Source organism: Bradyrhizobium sp. 139, assembly GCF_023074175.1.
Lineage (GTDB): Bacteria > Pseudomonadota > Alphaproteobacteria > Rhizobiales > Xanthobacteraceae > Bradyrhizobium.
Genome location: NZ_JADPKS010000051.1, coordinates 24,574 through 44,618 on the forward strand (window position 1 = coordinate 24,574; position 20,045 = coordinate 44,618).

Genomic DNA, 20,045 nt, shown 5'->3' on the forward strand with positions numbered 1-20,045 from the left:
CGGAAAACCGGCATCCACTTTTCCGGATCATGCGCGTTAACCCTTCATCAGATTGACGTCCTCAACCGCGATCGAGCCGCGGTTGCGGAAATAGACCACCAGGATGGCGAGACCGATCGCGGCTTCAGCGGCCGCGACGGTCAGCACCAGAAGCGCGAAGACCTGGCCGACGATGTCGCCGAGGAAGGTCGAGAACGCCACAAGGTTGATGTTGACCGAGAGCAGGATCAGCTCGATCGACATCAGGATGACGATGATGTTCTTGCGGTTCAGGAAGATGCCGAGGATCCCAAGCGTGAACAGGATCGCGCCGACGGCAAGATAGTGTCCGAGCCCGATCGTCATTTCACCCACTCCGCCGCGTCGGCATCCGAGAGCCCCTGCCCCGGCGCCACCTTGCGCATCGCCATCGCCATATCAGGCGTGCGCGCGTTCTGAACGTTGATGTCCTGCCGCTTCACGCTCGCCTTGTGGCGCAGCGTCAGCACGATCGCGCCGATCATGGCGACCAGCAGTACCATACCCGAGAGCTGGAAGTAGTGGATGTACTTCGTATAGAGCACGAGCCCGAGCGCCTCGGTGTTGCTGACATTGGTCGGGATCGCCGCCGTGATCGTCTTGGAGACGCCGGGGTTGATGACCCAAAAGCCGACAGTGAGCAGCAGTTCGAACAGAAAGATGCCGCCGATCACCAGGCCAACCGGCAGGTACTCGATGAAGCCCTCGCGCAGCTCGAGGAAATCGACGTCGAGCATCATGATCACGAACAGGAACAGGACCGCGACCGCGCCGACATAGACGACGATCAGGATCATCGCAAGGAATTCGGCGCCCATCAGCACGAACAGGCCGGAGGCGTTAACGAAGGCCAGGATCAGGTACAGCACGGAGTGCACGGGATTGCGCGAGACAATCACCATCACCGCCGAGGCGACGCAGACGCCGGCGAAGAGATAGAAGAACAGCGCGGGAAGGATCATGCTCTCATCTCACCGGTACGGCGCGTCGAGCTCGATCGCTTTGGCGATCTCGCGTTCCCAGCGGTCGCCATTGGCGAGCAGCTTGGCCTTGTCATAGAACAGTTCCTCGCGGGTCTCGGTCGCGAACTCGAAGTTCGGGCCTTCGACGATGGCATCGACCGGACAGGCCTCCTGGCAGAGGCCGCAATAGATGCACTTCACCATGTCGATGTCGTAGCGCACGGTGCGGCGGGTGCCATCATTGCGGCGCGGGCCGGCCTCGATGGTGATGGCCTGCGCCGGACAGATCGCCTCGCACAGCTTGCAGGCGATGCAGCGCTCTTCGCCGTTCGGATAGCGGCGCAGCACGTGCTCGCCGCGAAAGCGCGGCGAGATCGGCCCCTTTTCGAACGGATAGTTCAGCGTCGGTTTCGGCTGGAAGAAATAGCGCATGGCGAGGAAGAACGCCGAGACGAATTCCGACAGCAGAAGCGAGCGTGCAGTGGCGTTGACGTTGATACCCATGACGGCCCTCACTTCGGCGCGATGCCGGCGAATTGCAGCACACCGGCCACCACGACCACCATCGCCAGCGACAGCGGCAGGAACACCTTCCAGCCGAGGCGCATCAGTTGGTCGTAGCGGTAGCGCGGCACGATCGCCTTTGCCATCGCGAACAGGAAGAACATGAACAACACTTTGAGCGAGAACCAGATGATCCCCGGCACCCAGTTGAAGGGCGGCAGGTCCACCGGCGGCAGCCAGCCTCCGAGGAACAGGATCGTCGCCATCGCGCACATCGTGACGATCGCGACATACTCGCCGAGCATGAACAGCAAATACGGCGTCGAGCCGTATTCGACCATGAAGCCGGCGACGAGCTCGGATTCCGCTTCGACGAGGTCGAACGGCGGACGGTTGGTTTCCGCCAGTGCCGAGACGTAGAAGATCACGAACATCGGGAACAGCGGCCACACATACCAGTTCAGGATGGTGAGCTGCGGCAGCCCGATCAGACTGGCGAGGCCGCGCGCATGCTGGGCCTCGACGACGGCCGACAGGTTCAGCGTGCCGGCGCAGAGCAGAACCGTGATGATGACGAAGCCGATCGAGACTTCATACGACACCATCTGCGCCGCCGAGCGCAGCGCGGCCAGGAACGGGTATTTCGAGTTCGACGACCAGCCGGCCATGATGATGCCGTAGATCGACAGCGACGAGATCGCGAAAATGAAGAGGATGCCGACATTGATGTCGGAGATCACCCAGCCGAGATTGGTCGGGATCACCGCCCAGGCGGCGAGCGCAAGCACGCACGACACCAGCGGCGCCAGCAGGAACACGCCCTTGTTGGCGCCGGATGGGATGATCGGCTCCTTCAGCACGAACTTCAACAGGTCGGCAAAGGACTGCAGCAGGCCGAAGGGGCCGACCACGTTCGGGCCGCGCCGAATCTGCACCGCCGCCCAGATCTTGCGATCGGCGAGCAGGATGTAGGCGATCGCGACCAGCAGGACGACGAGCACCAGCACGCTCTCCGCGATCATGATGATCAGGGGCCAGAGGAACCCGGTCCAGAATGCGCTTTCGAAGAATTCCATCGGCTCACTCCGCTGCGGTCAGCATCTGCCCGGAGGCAAGCCGCGAGCATTCCGCCATCACGGCGGATGCACGCGCGATTGGGTTGGTCAAATAGAAGTCCTCGACCAGCGGTTTGAACGGCGCCTTCTCCGGCGTGCCGCCCTTCCCGGCCAGCTTCCTGATCTGGTCGGCCGAGCCGGCCTCGATCTGGTCGAGGCGGATCAGATGCGGCACGGCCTTGAAGATCGCCTGGCGGAGCGCCGACAGCGAATCGTAGCCGAGCTTCTTGCCGAGCGCTTCCGACAGGGCGCGCACGATCGCCCAGTCCTCGCGGGCTTCGCCCGGCGGGAACGCGGCGCGGCCGGTCATCTGCACGCGGCCTTCGGTGTTGACGTAGATCGCAGACTTCTCGGTATAGGCTGCCGCCGGCAGGATCACGTCGGCGCGATGCGCGCCGCGGTCGCCATGGGTGCCGATATAGACGACGAAGGTGCCGTCCGACGGCTTGACCTCGTCGGCGCCGAGCAGGAACAGCAGGTCCAGCGTGCCGAACGTCGTCATCTGCGCGGCGTTCAGCCCGCCCTGGCCGGCGACAAAGCCGATATCGAGCGCACCGACGCGTGAGGCGGTGTCGTGCAGCACGCCAAAGCCGTTCCAGCCGTCCTTGACCGCGCCGACATCGAGCGCAAGCCTGGCGGCGGCGGCAAGGATGGCGGCGCCGTCGTGACGCGAGGCCGCACCCGCGCCGACCATAATGATCGGCTTCCTGGCGTTCTTCAGCACGTCGATGAACGAGTGCTTGCCGGCCGCGAGCTCGCCGAGCGTCTCGGTGCCCGCGCCGAGATGGTCGTAGTCGTAGGTCAGGTCGGTCTTGGCGCCGATCACGCCGATCTTGAAGCCGCCGGCACGCCAGCGCTTGCGGATGCGGGCGTTGAACACGGCCGCCTCTTTCCGCGGATTGGCGCCGATGATGAGCAGCGCATCGGCCTGCTCGACGCCTGCGAGCGTCGGATTGAAGATGTAGGAGCCGCGGCCGAGCGCGGGATCGAAGGCGTCGCCGCCCTGCACCGCCAGATTGCCCGAGCCGTACTTGGCCAGCAGATCCTTCAGCGCGAACATCTCCTCGATACCGGCGAGGTCGCCCGCGATCGCGCCGATGCGCTTGCCGTCCGTGCGCGCCGCCTTGGCGGCGATCGCGGCAAAGGCTTCCGGCCAGCTCGCCGCCCGCAGCTTGCCGGCTTCGCGGATATAGGGCCGGTCGAGGCGCTGGGTGCGCAGGCCGTCGACGACGTGGCGGGTCTTGTCCGAGATCCACTCCTCGTTCACGGCCTCGTTGATGCGCGGCAGCACGCGCATCACCTCGCGGCCGCGGGTGTCGACGCGGATCGCCGAACCGATGCCGTCCATCACGTCGATCGACTGGGTCTTGCCGAGCTCCCACGGGCGCGCGGCGAAGGCATAGGGCTTCGAAGTCAGCGCACCGACCGGGCAGATGTCGACGAGATTGCCCTGCAATTCCGATGTCAGCGCGTGCTCGAGATAGGTCGTGATCTCCATGTCCTCGCCGCGGCCGGTGGCGCCCATCTCGGGGGCGCCGGCGACTTCCGCCGAGAAGCGGACGCAGCGCGTGCACTGGATGCAGCGGTTCATCGAGGTCTTGACCAGCGCGCCGAGATATTTGTCCTCGACCGCGCGCTTGTTTTCGGCAAAGCGGCTGGTGTCGACACCATAGCCCATCGCCTGGTCCTGGAGATCGCACTCGCCGCCCTGGTCGCAGATCGGGCAATCCAGCGGATGGTTGATGAGAAGGAATTCCATCACGCCTTCGCGCGCCTTCTTCACCATCGGCGAACGCGTGGAAATTTCCGGCGGCTCGCCCTTGGGGCCCGGACGGCAGTCACGCACGCCCCAGGCGCAGCTCGCGACCGGCTTCGGACCGCCCTTCACTTCGACGAGGCACATCCGGCAATTGCCGGCGATCGACAGCCGCTCGTGGTAGCAGAAGCGCGGAATCTCGGCGCCGGCCGCCTCGCACGCCTGAAGCAGCGTGTACTCCGGCGGGACATCGATCTCTTTGCCGTCGATGATGAGCTTGGTCATTCTCTCTACTCCGCCGCGACCATGTTCACGGGATCGCGGACGCCGGCATCGTCGATGTCGGCCTTGTGCGAATACTCGTCGATGCGCGCTTCGATCTCATGACGGAAATGCGCGATCAGGCCCTGGATCGGCCAGGCGGCTGCGTCGCCGAGCGCGCAGATGGTGTGGCCTTCAACCTGTTTTGTCACCTCTAACAGCATGTCGATTTCGCGCTTGTGCGCCCGGCCTTCGGCCATGCGCGTCAAGACGCGCCACATCCACCCGGTGCCCTCGCGGCACGGCGTGCACTGGCCGCAGCTCTCGTGCTTGTAGAAATAGGAGATGCGGGCGATCGCGCGGATCAAATCGGTCGACTTGTCCATCACGATCACGGCCGCGGTGCCGAGGCCCGAGCGCAGCTTGCTCAGGCTGTCGAAATCCATCGGCGTGTCGATGATCTGCTCGGCCGGCACCATTCGCACCGAGGAGCCGCCGGGGATCACGGCCTTGAGATTGTCCCAGCTGCCGCGGATGCCGCCGCAATGCTTGTCGATCAGCTCGCGGAACGGAATGCCCATGGCTTCTTCGACGTTGCAGGGCCGCTCGACATGGCCGGAGATGCAGAACAGCTTGGTGCCGACATTGTTCGGACGGCCGATGCCGGCGAACCACGCCGCACCGCGCCGCAGGATGTCGGGCGCAACTGCGATGGACTCGACGTTGTTGACCGTGGTCGGGCAGCCGAACAGGCCGACATTGGCCGGGAACGGCGGCTTCAGCCGCGGCTGGCCCTTCTTGCCCTCGAGGCTTTCGAGCAGCGCGGTTTCCTCGCCGCAGATATAGGCGCCGGCGCCGTGCGCGACGTAGATGTCGAACGGCCAGCCGTTGACATTGTCCTTGCCGACCAGCTTGGCCTCATAGGCCTGGTCGATCGCGGCCTGGAGATGCTCGCGCTCGCGGATGAACTCGCCGCGGACATAGATGTAGCAGGCATGCGCGTTCATCGCGCAGCTCGCAATCAGGCAGCCCTCGATCAGGAGGTGCGGATCGTGCCGCATGATCTCGCGATCCTTGCAGGTGCCGGGCTCGGACTCGTCGGCGTTGACGACGAGATAGTTCGGCCGGCCGTCGGTCGATTCCTTCGGCATGAACGACCATTTCAGCCCGGTCGGAAAGCCGGCGCCGCCGCGGCCGCGCAGGCCCGACGCCTTCATCTCGTTGATGATCCAGTCGCGACCCTTGTCGATGATGTTCTTCGTACCATCCCAGGCGCCGCGGCGCCGCGCGCCCTCGAGTCCCCAATCGTGGAGGCCGTAGAGGTTCTTGAAGATGCGATCCTTGTCCTCGAGCATTTCAGTGCTTTCCGATCAACGGTTGGCTTGCTTGTAGGCAAGCCCGGCGGCGCAGACGGCGAAGGTCAGCGCCCAGAGCAGGCTGGATTCCTGCGACGCGTTCAGGGCGAAGCGTTGCAGGAGAAAGATGAATGTCGCCGCGACCGCGGCATGCATCGCGATGAAGCTCCACTTCTTCATGGCACCGTTCCCCTCCACTGCCGACGACGAAAGATCACGCATCAGGTGATCTCCTTCAGCGTAGTCGGCCCCGTGATCGGCGCCGAGAACTGGCGGCCATTCTGCGGGCCGGGCTTGGACGGATTGCCCGAAGCAAAACCGTCGAGCACCTTGCCGAAGCTCTCCTTGGTCAGGTCCTCATAGGTGTCCTTGCCGATCAGCACCATCGGCGCATTCACGCAGGCGCCGAGGCACTCCACCTCTTCCCAGCTGAAATCGCCGTCCTTGGAAAGATGGAAGGGCTCGTGATGGATCCGGTGCTCGCAGACATGGATGAGATCTTCGGCGCCGCGCAGGCGGCACGGCGTGGTGCCGCAGACCTGGACGTGGGCTTTCTTGCCGACGGGGGCGAGCTGGAACATCGTGTAGAAGGTTGCGACCTCGAGCACGCGGATATAGGGCATGTCGAGCATGTCGGCGACGACGCGGATCGCGGCCTCCGACACCCAGCCATCGTGCTGCTCCTGCGCGCGCCAGAGGATCGCGATGACCGCGGAGGCCTGACGTCCGGCCGGATATTTCGCGATCTGCTGCTTGGCGAATGCAAGGTTCTCCTCCGTGAACGCAAAGCTCGCGGGCTGGACTTCCTTCGGTGCTAATCGACGGACGGACATCTCTTCAATCTCTCACTGCACGCGGCGCGTGGTTTTCGCATTCAGGGCATCGATCCTGTCCTGCCAGAATGCGCTTGCGGTGCCGAAAACGTTGTAGCCGACGTGGGTCGAGACCTTGATGCGGTCGAGGATCGACAGCTCGGTCACGGTCTCCATCCGGTTGCTGCGCGGATCGAATACGATCAGCTTCAGCGGGGTCTGTTCGAGGATGTAGCGCGACACTGCGTGGCTGCGGTCGCTGCCGTGCTCCTCGCACATGATGACGCTGTCGGCCTCAAGCAGCCGGGCGCCGCCCTTGATCGCCTCGATCTCGACACCCTCGACATCGAGCTTGATCAGGTATTTGCCGGTGCTAGCAACCTTGCCATCGTCGATGAGGTTGTCCAGCGCAATGACCGGCACCTCCTCGCCACCTGCCGACACACCGCCGGCGATGCTGAAGGCCTCGTGCTTGGTGCCGGACAGCCGTGCGGTGCCGCGGGCCGCGCCGATCGCGCACTTCATGGTGTCGAAACGGTTGCCGTTGGCGCGCGCATTGTTGGCGAGCTTCGGATAGTTCTGCCCCGAGGGCTCGATCGCAATCGCCTTGTGGGAGCCGAACCGCTTGCTCGACACCAGCACCGACCAGTAGCCGTAATTGGCGCCGCAATCGAGCAGCGTGTAGTCGACGTCGATAGAGTCCGCGAACAGCAGCTCCAGCTCGTCCTCGTAATTGTAGGAGCGGTTGAGCAGCTTGCTCCAGTAACCGTCGCCGTAAGGGAATTCGAACACGGCGTCGGGATTGAGCTTGATCGCGATGTTGCGCTCGGGCAGCGTCTTCCGCAGCAGGTTCGCGCAGGCGATGTAGCCCATGTGCGAGAAGTGCGACGATATCTTGGATCCCGTCACCAGCGCCAAGGCAGCCGTCCGCTCCCACAGGTTGGCCCCTTCAAGGGCCCCCGAGGCACGGTCAAACTGGATTGGCGCCTGCGCCATCACCGATCGACCTCTCCGAACACGATGTCGAGCGAGCCGAGGATCGCCGAGACGTCGGCGAGCAGATGGCCGCGGCAGATGTGGTCCATCGCCTGAAGATGCGCAAAGCCCGGCGCGCGGATCTTGCACTTGTAGGGCTTGTTGGAGCCGTCGGAGACGAGATAGACGCCGAACTCGCCCTTCGGCGCCTCGACCGCGGCATAGACCTCGCCGGCCGGCACGTGAACGCCTTCGGTGTAGAGCTTGAAGTGATGGATCAGCGCTTCCATCGAGCGCTTCATCTCGCCGCGGCGCGGCGGCGCGACCTTGTTGTCTTCGACGACGACGGGCCCCTTCCCTTCGGCTGCGTTCAGCTTCTGGATGCACTGCCTCATGATGCGCACGGACTGGCGCATCTCTTCCATGCGGATCAGATAGCGGTCGTAGCAGTCGCCGTTCTTGCCGATCGGAATGTCGAAATCCATCTCGGCATAGCACTCATAGGGCTGCGACTTGCGCAGATCCCAGGCCGCGCCCGAGCCGCGCACCATCACGCCCGAGAAACCCCACTCCCAGGCTTCCTTCAGCGACACCACGCCGATATCGACGTTGCGCTGCTTGAAGATGCGGTTGGCGGTGAGCAGCCGGTCGAGGTCGTCCACCACTTTCAGGAACGGATCGCACCAGGCGTCGATGTCGTCGACCAGCTTCTGCGGCAGGTCCTGATGCACGCCGCCGACCCGGAAGTAGGCCGCGTGCATGCGGCTGCCCGAGGCGCGCTCGTAGAACACCATCAGCTTCTCGCGCTCTTCAAAACCCCACAGTGGCGGGGTCAGCGCGCCGACGTCCATCGCCTGCGTGGTGACGTTGAGCAGATGCGACAGGATGCGGCCGATCTCGCAATAGAGCACGCGGATCAGCTGACCGCGGCGCGGCACCTCGATGCCGAGCAGCTTTTCAGCGGCGAGACAGAAGGCATGCTCCTGGTTCATCGGCGCGACGTAGTCGAGGCGGTCGAAGTAAGGGATCGCCTGGAGATAGGTCTTCTGCTCGATCAGCTTCTCGGTGCCACGATGAAGCAGGCCGATATGCGGGTCGACGCGCGCGACGATTTCGCCGTCAAGCTCCAGCACCAGGCGCAACACGCCGTGCGCCGCCGGATGCTGCGGTCCAAAATTGATGGTGAAGTTGCGAAGCTGTTCGGGTTGCTCGTTCATGATCAGACCTTCGGCCCCGCCTTCTCATCGCCCGGCAAGGGATAGTCCGCTCCCTCCCACGGGGACAAAAAATCGAACTTGCGGAATTCCTGGTTGAGCCTGACGGGCTCGTACACTACGCGCTTCTCCTGGTCGTCGTAGCGGACTTCGACGAACCCGGTGAGTGGAAAGTCCTTGCGCAGCGGATGGCCCTCGAAGCCGTAATCGGTCAGCAGGCGCCGCATGTCCGGATGGCCGACGAAGAACACGCCATAGAGATCGTAGGCCTCGCGCTCGAACCAGTCCGCGCCGGGAAACACCTCGATCAGCGACGGCACCTGCGTGGTCTCGTCGGCCTGGGCCTTGAGCCGGATCCGCGTGTTCAGGGTCGGCGACAGGAAGTGATAGATCACGTCGAAGCGCTTCTCGCGCGAGGGATAGTCAGCCGCCGTGATGTCGGTGAAGTTGACGAAGCGGCACTTCGGGTCGTCACGGAGGTACTTGACCACCTCGACGATCTTGCTGGCCTCGACATCGACCGTGAGCTGATTGAAGGCGACCGAGTGACCGAGGGCGGCGCCCGGAAGCGCGCTAACGATCGTCTGCCCCAGGGCGTCGAGCTTGGCGTCGTCCATGACGTAAAACCTTAGCGTTCGATGGTGCCGGTGCGGCGGATCTTCTTCTGCAGCAGCAGCACGCCGTAGAGCAGCGCTTCCGCCGTGGGCGGACAGCCCGGCACGTAGATGTCGATCGGCACGATGCGGTCGCAGCCGCGCACGACCGAGTAGGAATAATGATAATAGCCGCCGCCATTGGCGCAGGAGCCCATCGAGATGACGTAGCGCGGCTCGGGCATCTGGTCGTAGACCTTGCGCAGCGCAGGCGCCATCTTGTTGGTCAGGGTGCCAGCGACGATCATCACGTCGGACTGGCGCGGCGAGGCACGCGGCGCGAAACCGAAGCGCTCGATGTCATAGCGCGGCATCGACACCTGCATCATCTCGACCGCGCAGCAGGCGAGACCGAACGTCATCCACATCAGCGAGCCGGTGCGGGCCCAGGTGATGAGGTCGTCGGTCGCGGCCACGAAGAAGCCCTTGTCGGACAGCTCGGAATTGACCTCGAGAAAGAACGGATCGTTGGCCCCGATCGGCTTGCCGGTCGACGGATCCAGGATGCCCTTGGGGGCCGGTGTGATGACCGGACCAGCGGACGGTGCAGGGTTCAATCCCATTCCAGTGCCCCTTTCTTCCATTCATAGGCGAACCCGACCGTCAGCACGCCGAGGAACACCACCATGGACCAGAAGCCGGTCGCGCCAAGCTTGCCGAACGCCACCGCCCAGGGAAACAGGAACGCCACCTCGAGGTCGAAGATGATGAAGAGGATGGCGACCAGATAGAAGCGCACGTCGAACTTCATGCGGGCATCGTCGAAGGCGTTGAAACCGCACTCATACGCCGACAGCTTTTCCGGGTCCGGCTGCTGGAACGCCACGACGAAGGGCGCGATCAGCAGCACGAGGCCGATGAGGCCCGCCACCCCTATAAAGACGACAAGTGGAAGATAGTTCTGAAGAATGCCGCTCATTGACGAGCCCTTTTTCCCGCAGCCTCGGGAGCCGCGGATTCGTCCAGTTTGGAATTGTTCTGAGCCTTAGCGCAGTGCACCAATGGGCGCAAGACACGCTCTTTTTAGGCCCTTTGCCGCTCCCAGAACGGTAGAAATCCCGGAATCACCCCGCCGCTGGTATGAAGCAGATCGTCAGACCCAGCAAGGGCGGCCACGGTTTTGCAGGGCAGCTGTCCGAAGATTGCGGCGCACCGGCCGAGACAGCTATTTGCCGCGTGTCGCCCGCGAAAATTGCCCGCTTTTTTGAGTGCGGCAGCGCACCCAAACCCAGACAATGACCAGCACCGGGGCGCCCACGCTCACCCAGGCAACATACTGGCCAACCGTTCCCCAGAGCAGCGCAGCCAGCAGACCGGTGATGGTCGCAACCGCGAGCAGGACAGGTGCAGCAAAGACACGCATCCACAGGCGCGAGCGGTCAGAGGAGCCATGCATCACGACGGGACCGGGGTTCGACTGGCGAATGCGGCGGACCGGGCGGGCGCACGCTTGCGCCGCCGTGCCAGCCAGAGATAGAGGCCGCTGCCGATCACAACGATCGTGAGAGTATCGAGGACGGCCCAGATCACCTTGAGCGGCATCCCGCCATAGTCGCCGAAATGCAGCGGCTGCGAGATCAGGAGCGCCTGGAGATAGACCGGCAGCGCCCGGCTGTCGGCGACCTCCCCCGTCTCGCCGTCGAGCAGGACCGGCTTGAGGAGCCGCGCCGTCAGCGCCGTGTCGCCGCGCATGAAGGCGGCGAAATGGTGCGAGGAGGTGAACGGCGTGCCAGGAAACGCGATGAACGCGACCTCCATGCCGGGAGCCGTCTGTCTGGCACGCGCGACGACGTCGTCGAGCGAAGCGAGATGCGAGGGCGGCGGCTTGCCGGCATAGGGCGCGACCATGCTGGCGAGCTCGGTTGCCTTCCACTGGTTGAGCATCAGCTCGGCCCAGGTGTTGACGACGCCGGTGAGGCCAACCACCAGCGCCCAGGCGACCGTCACCACGCCGATCAGATTGTGCCAGTCGAGCCAGACCACGCGGCGCGAGGCGTGATCGCGGATGGTGGCAAACCGCTGGCGGCGGGTGAACGGCCAATACAGCACCACGCCGGAGACGATGGCGACGGCGAATAGCAGGCCCATCCCGCCGAGGAACAGCTTTCCGGGCTGGCCGGCAAACATGTCGGTGTGCAGCTTGAGCACGACCAGCATCGGCCCGATGCCGACCGGTCCGAGCAGCTTGGTCGATCCTGCATCAAAGGCACGCACGGTCGTGTTGTCAGGCAGCCCGTCGACGGCGCTGTTGGTGAACGCCGTGACGATCCCGGGCTCGTCCTTGTCCCAGGAGATATATTGCAGCACGCGGCCGGGATCGGCGGCGAGCGCGGCGTCGGCGACGGCTTGCGTCGTCGCACGCGCCGCGCCCGCGTGAGCTTCGGGCTGGGGGGCATAGCCCAGGAGCTCATCGATCTCGTGATGGAAGATCAGCGGCAGGCCGGTCAGGCAGAGCAGGAGCAGGAAGACGGTCGAGATCAGGCTGGTCCAGGTGTGGACCACGGACCAGAGCCTGACCGTGCGCGCCTTCACGAGATCCTCCCCTCGTCCGGCTTCACCATTTGTAGGAGACGCTGGCTGTGACGCGGCGGCGGTCACCGTAGAAGCAGGACGACGCCGAGGCACAGCTCGCGACATAGATCTTGTCGGTCAGATTGATCACATTGATAGCCGTGCGCCAGTTCTGCCATTCGTAATGGACCGCGAGATCGCCGAGCACCACGGAGGGAACCTCGAGGGTGTTGGCGGCATCGGCCCAGGAAGAGCCGACATAACGCACGCCGCCGCCGAAACCAAATCCTTCGAGCGGCCCGTCCTTGAAGGTGTAGTCCGCCCAGCCCGAGATCAGTGTCTGAGGCGTGTTGGTTGGTGTCTTGCCGACCAGCGTCGGATCGAGGTCCCTGCTGTTGAAGAGATGATAGGCCGTGAAGGCGCCGATCAACTTCAGCTCCTTCGTGGCATTGGCCACCGCTTCGAGCTCGATGCCGCGCGAGGTCACCTCTCCGGTCTGGTTCTGCAGCAGCACATTCGACGGATCGGTCGTCGGCACATTCTGGCGCTTCAGGTCGAACACTGAGGCGGTGAAGTAGCCGTCAAATCCCTTGGGCGCGACCTTGACGCCGATCTCGGCCTGCTTGCCGGTCTCCGGCAGGAATAGCTGGTTCTGGGCGTTGAGACCGATAATCGGATTGTAGCTCGACGAATAGGAGATGTACGGCGCGATGCCGTTGTCGAAATTGTAGATCAACCCCGCGCGGCCGCTGAATCTGCTGTCGTCGCGTTGGGCGATGTTTGCGCCAGTGTCGCGCGCGACCTGTGACGTCTCGACCCAGTCATTACGTCCGCTCAGCACCAGCGTGAAATTGCCGAGCTTCATCTGGTCCTGGAGATAGGCACCCGCCTGCTTCTGCGTGAGCAGGAAGTTGCGGAACGGCGCGCCCGCGAGGGGGATGTCGATACCATAGGCCGGATTGAAGACGTTGATCGGAGGAACCGTGCCGAAGTTGAAGGCCTGATAGTCATCGATCTGATAGCCCTTCAGATCGACACCGAACAGCATCGTGTGCCTGACCGGGCCGCTGTTGAAGCGATACTCGAGTTGGTTGTCGAGATTGGCCTGATTGGCGGTGTTCTTTGCATACCAATTGTAGCGACCCATCGTAGCCGTATTGATATTGTCCCAGCCATTACCGATGTAGCCGCGATAGGTCAGGTCGATATGTGCAAATCGCGCATTCTGCCGGAACGTCAGATCGTCGGTGAGATTGCGCTCGAACTGATAGCCGAGCATCTCCTGCTCGCGCGTGAACTTGTCGACGCTGGGATCGCCCACGAAGAAGCTGGTCGGGATCTTGCCGAATGGCGCGTTGGTCACCGTGCCCTGGTAGGGCAGGAAATTGATGCCGCGCGTGTCCTGCTTCGAGGCCGATGCCAGCACCGTGAATGTCGTGTCCGCGTCCGGCTTCCACGTAAACGACGGTGCGATGAAGTAGTTGTTGTCGGGCGTGAAGTTGACCTGCGTCGGGCCGTTCTGGACCTGGCCGACGACACGGTAGAACAGCTTGCCGTCCTGGGGCTGCGTCGCCACGGGACCGCCGACATCGAAACCGACATAGGCGTTGCCGAAATTGTTGACGCCGGTCTCGGTGTAGCGAACCGGCTCGGCCGGCGGCAGCTTGCTGATGACGTTGACGATGCCGCTCGGGCTCGATCCGCCGTAAAGCACCGCCGACGGGCCGCGCAGCACCTCGACGCGTTCCATATTCGGAGGCTGGAGCTTCCAGCTCGCATAGGACGTGTAGAACAGCTGTATGCCGTCGAGGAACAGCCCGACGTCATCGGACTTGAAGCCGCGGATCAGCCACCAATCGTTGCGGGTGTCGGCGCCGAAGGTTCCGGCGCGCACGCCGGCGGTGTAGCGCAGGACTTCGTCGAGCTTGTTCGGCTTCTGGTCGCGGATCTGGTCGGCGCCGATCACCGACACCGACTGCGGCGTCTCCATGATCGGCGTGTTGGTCTTGGTGCCTGACGAGCTGAGACCGGCGACGTAGCCGTTCACCGGTCCGCGGGGCGTCTCGACAAAGCCGACGTTGCGCTGCGGCTGCGGTTTACGGCTGGCGGCGGTCTGCACCGAGGACCGCGCCGCGCGGCGCACGGCCGCAGCGGGCGCGCGGCGGCGTGCTTCCGGCGCGTTCACGGTCACCGACGGCAGATTTTGTGCGCCACTTTGCGCTAACGATTGTGCGAGCGATGCCTGCGGCATCAATACAAAAGCAGACGCGGTCGCCAGGACGGCCGACCGCAGCATTCCAAGACTGTTCAACGCGCCACCCCAAAGCTGCATATTTTTGATGCATCATGCCGCCGGTCCCAGGACAGCATGCGCTTGAGGTGAGGCTTATGGGAGGGCGCGGGAATTCCCTAATTGAAAGCTTCTTAGAACGACTCTTAGAAATGATCTAATATTTGGAGACGATCTAATATTTCCCGAGATTTCCGAGAGATCAGCGCGGAACTTTCTCGGCTTCGAGCATCTTTTCGGCTGTCGCCGTGAGACGGTCGATCTGCGCCATCAGCATCTCGAACTCGTCCTTGCTCAACTGTTCCAGCAATTGCCGATTGCGCTCCTGCGCGCCGGCGACGATCGCATCATGCGCGGCGAGCCCTGCCGCGGTCAGCGAGACCAGCACCTCGCGGCTGTCCTTCGGGTTTGCCGATTTCGCGATCAGCTTGCGCGACACGAGTTCCGCGAGCGCGCGGCTGATCTGGCCCTTGTCCTGGCCGACAGCTTCGGCGAGCCGCGCCACGCTCATCGGCGGCCGCCGGCCAAGCGAAGCAACGAGACCGAACTCGACCGAGGACAGTCCGGCGAGGCGCTTGTAGCGCAGGATCGCGCCGCGCTTGAGCAAATTGGCGAGCACCATCAGCCGCGATGACAGCATCACGGTGATCGGCGCCGGCGAGTGACTTTCGTCCGCATCGGGCGACGCGTGCCCATCCCTGCTCGATGTCTGGCTCATGATCCACCTCTGCCAAGAAAGCCAGGGCGTGCCAAGTGTTCGTAGCCCAACCTCCCCAGCCTGATCGAAATGCGATTAAGACGCATTCTGGAACATCGTTGACGCCGAGCATGCGGGCTCTGGCCTCCGCCCTCATCGCGCTCACCGCCACCTGCTTCGGCCAGGGCGTCGGCCCGCTTGCCGTGGGTGTGGTCAACGACGCCCTGAAGGGCACTTATGGCGCGCACGCCGTGCGCTATTCCCTGCTCTCGGCGGCGGTCACGACCACGCTCGGCGCCCTGCTGTTCGTCTGGCCGCCTGCACGATCCGGAACGATATCGGCCGGGCCGCAGCCTGAGACCGACCGCCCGCAAACCGGCGAAACCAGCCGGACGGGAGATGAAACCATTTTGCGGAACCCGCGAAACCATCCGGAAACAGATGATCCTTAGAAGGGGAGCCATAGACGGCGGCAAAGTCCGTCGGGAGGCTCAGATGAACCACTCAATTCACTCTGCTGATCGCGCGACCCACCTGAAGATCGTGGTGGTGGCGCTGGTGGCCGGCATTGCAGTGGCCGGTTTCGGGATCGCAGCCCGCACCAATGCCGATTACAGCCAGACCGCCCAGTCCACCCACGTGATCAAGGCCGGCAAGCCGGTGGTGGTGACCAGCGCGGGGAGTTCGGAGATTCGCTGACGGACGACCTTCCGGGCCGACCAGCGGCCGCCTCCGGGCGGCCTTTTCGTTTTCCAGAGCAATACTTAGCTGAGGCGCCCCGGCGAAGCGTAACATCCTTGACTTCACCAAGCCCCGCCTTTAAGTCCCCCCTCGTTCCGCGCGCTTCGAGCGAACCACGCGGGAGTAGCTCAGTTGGTTAGAGCGCCGGCCTGTCACGCCGGAGGTCGCGGGTTCGAGCCCCGTCTCTCGCGCCATTTTGGCAATCCCTTCATAGTCTTGGCTCGAACTTCTCAAGGTCCTGCGTGTCTGCGCTGGCCGTCGATGGCGCTTGTCGGTGGACCCGCGGCATAGTCAGCCGGCGCCCGAATCGTCTAGGCCTGCCAGGATCAAGAGGATCCCTTCACCTTTTTCGACTTTTCCGGGGATTCCCCTGCCGTTGGACAATCGAGGAAGGCCAGACATGGCGAAGAAGGCAGCCGCTCCCGCCACCATCACGCTCAAGCACCTCGCCGCTGACATCGCGGAGAGCCAGGACCTCTCGAAGAAGCGCGCCGAAGCCGTCCTCACCGACATGGTCGACCTGATCACCAGGCACCTCAAGAAGGGCGACCGTGTCCGCATCGTCGGTCTCGGCATCCTTCAGGTCCGCAAGCGCGCCGCCCGCACCGGTCGCAATCCCGCGACCGGCGAGCCGATCCACATCAAGGCCAGCAAGAAGGTCGCGTTCCGCCCGGTCAAGGAACTGAAAGAGGCGATCTAGCAGCTTACGCTTCGTTAAGCCTGATCCGGCCGCGGTCCGGCCGCAACGCGGCCCGCTTTTCTGGTATACCGCCAGCTTCCCTCAGGCCCGGCGGTTTGACCAGAAATGTCCTTCCTCACCTTCACGCATACCGTGACCGAGCGCTTCCTGCGCTACGTCACCATCGACACCCAGTCCGATCCGGAATCCCCGGCCTCGCCCTCGACCGAGAAGCAGAAAGACCTCGGCCGCGTGCTCGCCGCGGAGTTGAAAGCGATCGGCATCGCGGACGCCCATCTCGACGACTACGGCTACGTCTACGGAACGATCCCGGCCAACACCGACAAGAAGGTGCCGGTGATCTGCTTCTGCTCGCACATGGACACCTCGCCCGACTGCTCGGGCAAGGACGTCAAGCCGCAGGTGGTGAAGAATTATCGCGGCGGCGATATCACGCTGCCCGGCGACACCAGCCAGATGATCCGCTTCGCCGAGCATCCCGCGCTGAAGAACCAGATCGGCAACGACATCATCACCACGGACGGCACCACGCTGCTGGGGGCCGACAACAAGGCCGGCGTCGCCGAGATCATGGATGCCGCGTATTTCTTCGTCAACAACCCCGACGTGAAGCACGGCACCATCAAGATCCTGTTCACGCCGGACGAGGAGATCGGCCGCGGCGTCGACAATGTCGACCTGAAGAAGCTCGGCGCCGATTTCGGCTACACCATGGACGGCGAGAGCGCCGGCTGCGTCGAGGACGAGACTTTCTCGGCCGACGGGGCCACCATCACCATCAACGGCGTCAGCGCCCATCCCGGCTATGCCAAGGGCAAGATGGAGCACGCGATCAAGATCGCGGCCGCCATCGTCGAGCGTCTGCCCAAGGAAGGCTGCTCGCCGGAGACGACCTCGGGCAAGCAGGGCTTTCTGCATCCGATCGGCATCGAGGGCGCGCTGGAGCAGGCAACGCTCTCCTTCATCGTCCGCGACTTCACCGAGGAAGGGCTGAAGGAGAAGGAAGTCCTGCTCGAGAACATCGTCAGGGACGTGATAAAGGACTATCCGCGCTCGACCTACAAGTTCGAGGTGAGGGAGCAATACCGCAATATGAAGCAGGTGATCGACCGTCACCCGCACATCCTCGAATACGCCGTCGAGGCGATCCGCCGCGCCGGCCTGCGCCCGATGCGCACAGCGATCCGCGGCGGCACCGACGGCTCACGGCTGTCCTTCATGGGCCTGCCCTGCCCCAACATCTTTGCCGGCGAGCACGCGTTTCATTCGCGGCTCGAATGGGTCAGCCGGCAGGACATGGAGAAGGCGGTGCAGACGATCGTGCATCTCGCCATGATCTGGGAAGAGAAGGCGTAGCACCTGTCTTGATACCTCTCTTGGAGGCGATGTGGCCGGGCTTGCTCCGGCCATCATCTTGAGAGCCATCATCTTGGGAGCCATCATCTTGGGAGCTACGGCACCGGCATGGAGCGAGGGCTGCGATGGAAGCGGTTCGAGCTCGCCATCCAGTTCGGCAGCGGCTTGCCATCGCGGTGCCGCCCGCCGGCAGCCGCCGCAGCCCAGGCCACCGCAGCGCCGATCAGGGCCGCTGCAGCCACCGAGAAGGCGACGATGACCGAGTTGCGCCGCGCGCGGTTGATTGCCGTCCGCGCATCCGCGATCAGGGCGTCGACCCGACGTTCGGACTCGGCCGCCGCCAATCCTGTCAGCGCGGAGACCTGCTGCACGAGGTAGTTGCGATCGTCCGTACTGACGCCGCTATGGCTCGATGACGTCATCAGGATGCGTCCGGCTTCGGCGCGGGCGTCCCGCATGTCGGTGTTGGGAGGCCGCCGCGGCGCGCGGAACAGCTTGTCGAGCTCGTAGCTCAACAGCGGCTCGGCGGAGGTCGCATTCCCGGACGAGTTGCGCATCGACGAACGGTCGACCGCGGCCGCGCTGATGATCGCCAGCAGCGCCGCGCCGATCAAGACGGCGAGAGCCCAGGACGTCAACCCATGAAGCCCATCGCGCCGCTCGCCGTCGTCCTCGATCGTGGCCAGCGCAGGTGCCGGCCGCGCTGTCCGGCCGGCGATGTAGCCGCCGAAGCCGAAGCTGATGATCGCCTGGATCATCAAATAGAGCCCCGACAGCAGCGCCAGCGCAGCCGATGCATCGCGCCAGGTCGGTGAAGCCGAGCTGACACCCAGGCCAATGGCGACGCCAAAGCTGACCAGGATGAACGACATCGCGCCCGCGGCCAAAGCGCCGGCGATGACGGAGCTCCACTGGATGCTCCGGCGTTCCTCGGCGGCTGCGAGTCCGCCTTCCATCAGGTTGTCCTGCACCAGAGTTTCGATCGCCATCGCAGCTCTCTCAGCGCAGGCCGAAGAACGACAAGATCGCCATGATCACGACGATCAAGCCGATGAGATAGATCAATCCATCCATGGTCCGTCCTCCTCAACCATTCCTGTCAAACATTCTTGGTCGCTAATCAGGAGGAATGAGGAACGTTCCTAATTCGGCATCCCCAGGGAACGAACCGGGGCGATGTGGATTATCTGCTCAAGTCCCAAGGATGAAGATTGTGAGCACAAAGGCCTCAGCCGGTCAGCCCCGGGCTGGGCCTTTCCGTTTGCACCGCCCAATCTGTCCCCTCCTTGTCCTATGTTAACGACGCCGGTGCCGCGATCATCAAAGATGCGATTCGGGGCGGAACCTCCAGATGGGGAGCACCGCGTGGATCGCAGAACGGCGTGCCTGCATCAGGCGAATGCATTCCGGGAGAAGGCGATCGCTGATCCCGAGCACCACGACCAATGGATCGATGAAGCCATTAAATGGCTGGAACGGGCAATGGAAGCCAGCTATCACGCCGTCATTACGGTTGAGGCTGACGACACTTGCTGTGCTCCGGAGCCGGCCCGCACAGCGGCGATCGAGACCTTCGCCTCACGCCCGCGCGTCATCGCGCGCCAATGAAAAGCGGTCACAACGCACGCGCTGCTGCGGCAATTGTTCCACGGACGAAACAATGTTGCGGGTCGACACTGTTCCCACCCCTATGTTAGGCCGGGCGCAGACCGCAACCAGAGTGACGTCGTGCTCGCGAACCGCCAAGCCTCAGGATCTTGCCGCCCGCCCAACTGGCGCGGGCTGCTGTCTGTGCTGATCGCGGTTGTCTATCTGCTCGCGGGCGCGCTGCACGGCCTGCACGACATCGACGTCACCACGCCCGGCGGCGGCTCGGAGATCGCCGCGGTCCTTGATGGCTCCGCCGGCCACGGCGACTACAAGACAATCGGCGGCCATCATTGCCATGGCTGCTTCTCGGTGACGGTGGCGCAGCCGACGCCGCCGGCCGCATCGAGCGCGCTCGTGTCTGCATCGAGCCCGCAACATGCACCCCGGCTCACCGGAATTATCCCCGATACCGACTCCCCGCCTCCCAAGCATATTGCCTGAACGGATTGGTCGGGTGCCCCGCGCCCATTAGGTT

Annotated in this window: 23 protein-coding genes, 1 tRNA gene and 1 pseudogene; 7 read left to right on the plus strand and 18 right to left on the minus strand. The window is 63.8% G+C overall.

Annotation, left to right across the window (positions count from 1 at the left end; translation table 11 throughout):
* Positions 1-36: 36 nt before the first annotated feature.
* From nuoK to IVA80_RS13380, 17 genes are all read right to left on the minus strand, one after another.
* Complete coding sequence (gene nuoK, locus IVA80_RS13300; RefSeq protein ID WP_008547737.1) at positions 37-345, minus strand: NADH-quinone oxidoreductase subunit NuoK; 309 nt, start codon at positions 343-345, stop codon at positions 37-39.
* On the minus strand, positions 342-980 hold the full coding sequence (locus IVA80_RS13305) for an NADH-quinone oxidoreductase subunit J (protein WP_247430209.1): 639 nt from the start codon (positions 978-980) through the stop codon (positions 342-344). Before IVA80_RS13305 ends, nuoK begins: the two co-directional genes overlap by 4 nt.
* 9 nt (positions 981-989) lie before the next feature.
* Positions 990-1,478 carry an NADH-quinone oxidoreductase subunit NuoI gene (gene nuoI, locus IVA80_RS13310; protein ID WP_247430640.1) on the minus strand — a complete coding sequence of 163 codons (489 nt, stop codon included), beginning with the start codon at positions 1,476-1,478 and terminating at the stop codon, positions 990-992.
* A gap of 14 nt (positions 1,479-1,492) precedes the next feature.
* A complete protein-coding gene (gene nuoH, locus IVA80_RS13315) occupies positions 1,493-2,560 on the minus strand; it encodes an NADH-quinone oxidoreductase subunit NuoH (RefSeq protein WP_247430211.1) in 1,068 nt (355 codons plus the stop codon).
* Between the two features lie 4 nt (positions 2,561-2,564).
* On the minus strand, positions 2,565-4,640 hold the full coding sequence (gene nuoG / locus IVA80_RS13320) for an NADH-quinone oxidoreductase subunit NuoG (protein WP_247430213.1): 2,076 nt from the start codon (positions 4,638-4,640) through the stop codon (positions 2,565-2,567).
* A 5-nt stretch (positions 4,641-4,645) separates the two neighbouring features.
* Complete coding sequence (gene nuoF / locus IVA80_RS13325) at positions 4,646-5,971, minus strand: NADH-quinone oxidoreductase subunit NuoF (protein ID WP_247430215.1); 1,326 nt, start codon at positions 5,969-5,971, stop codon at positions 4,646-4,648.
* A 15-nt stretch (positions 5,972-5,986) separates the two neighbouring features.
* Positions 5,987-6,193, minus strand: coding sequence for a hypothetical protein (locus tag IVA80_RS13330; protein WP_247430218.1), 207 nt, complete (start codon positions 6,191-6,193; stop codon positions 5,987-5,989).
* Positions 6,193-6,804 (minus strand): NADH-quinone oxidoreductase subunit NuoE, encoded by a 612-nt coding sequence (gene nuoE, locus IVA80_RS13335; RefSeq protein ID WP_247430222.1) that lies wholly within the window; start codon positions 6,802-6,804, stop codon positions 6,193-6,195. Before nuoE ends, IVA80_RS13330 begins: the two co-directional genes overlap by 1 nt.
* A gap of 12 nt (positions 6,805-6,816) precedes the next feature.
* Positions 6,817-7,779 (minus strand): FkbM family methyltransferase, encoded by a 963-nt coding sequence (locus tag IVA80_RS13340; protein WP_247430224.1) that lies wholly within the window; start codon positions 7,777-7,779, stop codon positions 6,817-6,819.
* Positions 7,779-8,975, minus strand: a complete 1,197-nt coding sequence (locus IVA80_RS13345) for an NADH-quinone oxidoreductase subunit D (RefSeq protein ID WP_247430229.1) — start codon at positions 8,973-8,975, stop codon at positions 7,779-7,781. Before IVA80_RS13345 ends, IVA80_RS13340 begins: the two co-directional genes overlap by 1 nt.
* Positions 8,976-8,977: 2 nt before the next feature.
* Positions 8,978-9,589: an NADH-quinone oxidoreductase subunit C gene (locus tag IVA80_RS13350; protein WP_247430232.1), complete on the minus strand. Its 612-nt coding sequence runs from the start codon at positions 9,587-9,589 to the stop codon at positions 8,978-8,980.
* A gap of 11 nt (positions 9,590-9,600) precedes the next feature.
* Entirely contained in the window at positions 9,601-10,188 is a 588-nt protein-coding gene (locus tag IVA80_RS13355) for an NADH-quinone oxidoreductase subunit B (protein ID WP_247430235.1), read from the minus strand.
* Positions 10,179-10,544: an NADH-quinone oxidoreductase subunit A gene (locus tag IVA80_RS13360; protein ID WP_151649921.1), complete on the minus strand. Its 366-nt coding sequence runs from the start codon at positions 10,542-10,544 to the stop codon at positions 10,179-10,181. The genes IVA80_RS13355 and IVA80_RS13360 overlap by 10 nt, the downstream gene beginning before the upstream one ends.
* Positions 10,545-10,790: 246 nt before the next feature.
* Positions 10,791-10,988, minus strand: a complete 198-nt coding sequence (locus tag IVA80_RS13365; RefSeq protein WP_247430238.1) for a hypothetical protein — start codon at positions 10,986-10,988, stop codon at positions 10,791-10,793.
* Positions 10,989-11,020: 32 nt separating this feature from the next.
* Positions 11,021-12,157 carry a PepSY-associated TM helix domain-containing protein gene (locus tag IVA80_RS13370; protein ID WP_247430240.1) on the minus strand — a complete coding sequence of 379 codons (1,137 nt, stop codon included), beginning with the start codon at positions 12,155-12,157 and terminating at the stop codon, positions 11,021-11,023.
* A 22-nt stretch (positions 12,158-12,179) separates the two neighbouring features.
* Entirely contained in the window at positions 12,180-14,432 is a 2,253-nt protein-coding gene (locus IVA80_RS13375; RefSeq protein ID WP_247430243.1) for a TonB-dependent siderophore receptor, read from the minus strand.
* Between the two features lie 196 nt (positions 14,433-14,628).
* Positions 14,629-15,144 (minus strand): MarR family transcriptional regulator, encoded by a 516-nt coding sequence (locus IVA80_RS13380; RefSeq protein WP_247430246.1) that lies wholly within the window; start codon positions 15,142-15,144, stop codon positions 14,629-14,631.
* Between the two features lie 104 nt (positions 15,145-15,248).
* On the opposite strand from IVA80_RS13380, the pseudogene IVA80_RS13385 reads away from it, so the two are divergent.
* The 5 genes and pseudogenes from IVA80_RS13385 to pepT form a co-directional block, all read left to right on the plus strand.
* Positions 15,249-15,481 (plus strand): annotated as a pseudogene (locus tag IVA80_RS13385) (MFS transporter); the annotation flags it as partial.
* Between the two features lie 137 nt (positions 15,482-15,618).
* Positions 15,619-15,822, plus strand: a complete 204-nt coding sequence (locus tag IVA80_RS13390; RefSeq protein ID WP_025576489.1) for a hypothetical protein — start codon at positions 15,619-15,621, stop codon at positions 15,820-15,822.
* Between the two features lie 159 nt (positions 15,823-15,981).
* Positions 15,982-16,058: transfer RNA gene (locus tag IVA80_RS13395), tRNA-Asp, on the plus strand.
* Positions 16,059-16,264: 206 nt separating this feature from the next.
* Positions 16,265-16,564 (plus strand): HU family DNA-binding protein, encoded by a 300-nt coding sequence (locus tag IVA80_RS13400; RefSeq protein WP_247430253.1) that lies wholly within the window; start codon positions 16,265-16,267, stop codon positions 16,562-16,564.
* Between the two features lie 105 nt (positions 16,565-16,669).
* Entirely contained in the window at positions 16,670-17,920 is a 1,251-nt protein-coding gene (gene pepT, locus IVA80_RS13405; protein ID WP_247430257.1) for a peptidase T, read from the plus strand.
* 95 nt (positions 17,921-18,015) lie between these two features.
* Here pepT and IVA80_RS13410 read toward each other — a convergent pair whose 3' ends face one another.
* The gene (locus IVA80_RS13410; RefSeq protein WP_247430260.1) at positions 18,016-18,909 is read right to left on the minus strand and encodes a hypothetical protein; all 894 of its coding nucleotides are present in this window, start codon (positions 18,907-18,909) and stop codon (positions 18,016-18,018) included.
* 376 nt (positions 18,910-19,285) lie between these two features.
* Between IVA80_RS13410 and IVA80_RS13415 the strand changes: the two genes are divergently transcribed.
* On the plus strand, positions 19,286-19,528 hold the full coding sequence (locus tag IVA80_RS13415; protein ID WP_247430263.1) for a hypothetical protein: 243 nt from the start codon (positions 19,286-19,288) through the stop codon (positions 19,526-19,528).
* 120 nt (positions 19,529-19,648) lie between these two features.
* Positions 19,649-20,011 (plus strand): hypothetical protein, encoded by a 363-nt coding sequence (locus IVA80_RS13420; protein ID WP_247430265.1) that lies wholly within the window; start codon positions 19,649-19,651, stop codon positions 20,009-20,011.
* Positions 20,012-20,045 lie beyond the last annotated feature (34 nt).

Bases quoted from the DNA above. Each gene is read 5' to 3' on its own strand.
- nuoK (WP_008547737.1), bottom strand. From the start codon at position 345: ATGACGATCGGGCTCGGACACTATCTTGCCGTCGGCGCGATCCTGTTC.
- IVA80_RS13305 (WP_247430209.1), bottom strand. From the start codon at position 980: ATGATCCTTCCCGCGCTGTTCTTCTATCTCTTCGCCGGCGTCTGCGTC.
- nuoH (WP_247430211.1), bottom strand. From the start codon at position 2,560: ATGGAATTCTTCGAAAGCGCATTCTGGACCGGGTTCCTCTGGCCCCTG.
- nuoG (WP_247430213.1), bottom strand. From the start codon at position 4,640: ATGACCAAGCTCATCATCGACGGCAAAGAGATCGATGTCCCGCCGGAG.
- nuoF (WP_247430215.1), bottom strand. From the start codon at position 5,971: ATGCTCGAGGACAAGGATCGCATCTTCAAGAACCTCTACGGCCTCCAC.
- IVA80_RS13330 (WP_247430218.1), bottom strand. From the start codon at position 6,193: ATGCGTGATCTTTCGTCGTCGGCAGTGGAGGGGAACGGTGCCATGAAG.
- nuoE (WP_247430222.1), bottom strand. From the start codon at position 6,804: ATGTCCGTCCGTCGATTAGCACCGAAGGAAGTCCAGCCCGCGAGCTTT.
- IVA80_RS13340 (WP_247430224.1), bottom strand. From the start codon at position 7,779: ATGGCGCAGGCGCCAATCCAGTTTGACCGTGCCTCGGGGGCCCTTGAA.
- IVA80_RS13345 (WP_247430229.1), bottom strand. From the start codon at position 8,975: ATGAACGAGCAACCCGAACAGCTTCGCAACTTCACCATCAATTTTGGA.
- IVA80_RS13350 (WP_247430232.1), bottom strand. From the start codon at position 9,589: ATGGACGACGCCAAGCTCGACGCCCTGGGGCAGACGATCGTTAGCGCG.
- IVA80_RS13355 (WP_247430235.1), bottom strand. From the start codon at position 10,188: ATGGGATTGAACCCTGCACCGTCCGCTGGTCCGGTCATCACACCGGCC.
- IVA80_RS13360 (WP_151649921.1), bottom strand. From the start codon at position 10,544: ATGAGCGGCATTCTTCAGAACTATCTTCCACTTGTCGTCTTTATAGGG.
- IVA80_RS13365 (WP_247430238.1), bottom strand. From the start codon at position 10,988: ATGCGTGTCTTTGCTGCACCTGTCCTGCTCGCGGTTGCGACCATCACC.
- IVA80_RS13375 (WP_247430243.1), bottom strand. From the start codon at position 14,432: ATGCTGCGGTCGGCCGTCCTGGCGACCGCGTCTGCTTTTGTATTGATG.
- IVA80_RS13380 (WP_247430246.1), bottom strand. From the start codon at position 15,144: ATGAGCCAGACATCGAGCAGGGATGGGCACGCGTCGCCCGATGCGGAC.
- IVA80_RS13390 (WP_025576489.1), top strand. From the start codon at position 15,619: ATGAACCACTCAATTCACTCTGCTGATCGCGCGACCCACCTGAAGATC.
- IVA80_RS13400 (WP_247430253.1), top strand. From the start codon at position 16,265: ATGGCGAAGAAGGCAGCCGCTCCCGCCACCATCACGCTCAAGCACCTC.
- pepT (WP_247430257.1), top strand. From the start codon at position 16,670: ATGTCCTTCCTCACCTTCACGCATACCGTGACCGAGCGCTTCCTGCGC.
- IVA80_RS13410 (WP_247430260.1), bottom strand. From the start codon at position 18,909: ATGGCGATCGAAACTCTGGTGCAGGACAACCTGATGGAAGGCGGACTC.